The following is an 876-nucleotide window of genomic DNA, read 5'->3' on the forward strand; positions in this document are numbered from 1 at the left end:
CTGCCGGTGCAGCGCATTCAGATCTGAGGACGCTACGCTCGTCTCGCGCTTCACAGCGCGTCAGCGTCAGGTGGTGCCCGGAACCGGGTTCGAACCGGTATGCCCCGATGAAAGGGCGGCGGATTTTAAGTCCGCTGCGTCTGCCTGTTTCGCCATCCGGGCGGGCACGGAGATGATACGAGCGATGCGCATCGTGGTGCGTTGCTCTAAAAACCTAACCTGACTTCTGAACGCACCCGACGCGGCGCACGTCAGAAACGAAAAAGGGAAGCTGCGGACAGCTTCCCTTCATGTATTTGGAGCGGGAAACGAGGCTCGAACTCGCGACCTCAACCTTGGCAAGGTTGCGCTCTACCAACTGAGCTATTCCCGCATGGTGTCATCAGTGCTGGAGGCGCGGCCCGGAGTCGAACCGGGCTAGACGGATTTGCAATCCGTTGCATAACCGCTTTGCTACCGCGCCGCACTCAACCGATGCCGTGCCCTTCACTCGCCATGTCCAGCGTGCCTGATAAAAAAGGGAAGCTGTTCAGCTTCCCTTCACGGCATTCTGGAGCGGGAAACGAGGCTCGAACTCGCGACCTCAACCTTGGCAAGGTTGCGCTCTACCAACTGAGCTATTCCCGCATGGCTCCTGACGGAACACTTTCCCTGCTGACGCGCTTGGTGTCGCTCGCTGTGAATCGCTGTCTTTCAACTGCGTTCCCAGCGCAACAGGGAAGCAAAGATTATAGGATGAATTTTGGGCTTCCCGCAAGTCACTGTGCAGTTTTTGCAAAGCGACTTGCGGGCATGCTGCAACACCTCTCAAGAAACGAAGGGCCGCTCCCAAGTTTCTTGATCCCCCGCGGGGGCGGGCCGGGCACAGCCCGGCCC

4 tRNA genes are annotated in these 876 nt (G+C 59.0%); all 4 read right to left on the reverse strand.

From position 1 onward, the window contains the following. Positions 1-71 precede the first annotated feature (71 nt). Positions 72-162, reverse strand: a tRNA-Leu gene (locus AC1DYI_RS37060). Between the two features lie 135 nt (positions 163-297). Further along, a tRNA-Gly gene (locus AC1DYI_RS37065) sits at positions 298-373 on the reverse strand. Between the two features lie 16 nt (positions 374-389). After that, positions 390-463: transfer RNA gene (locus tag AC1DYI_RS37070), tRNA-Cys, on the reverse strand. Between the two features lie 88 nt (positions 464-551). Next, positions 552-627, reverse strand: a tRNA-Gly gene (locus AC1DYI_RS37075). Positions 628-876: the final 249 nt, after the last annotated feature.

The sequence above is a fragment of the Ideonella sp. P3_A4 genome (assembly GCF_056403075.1).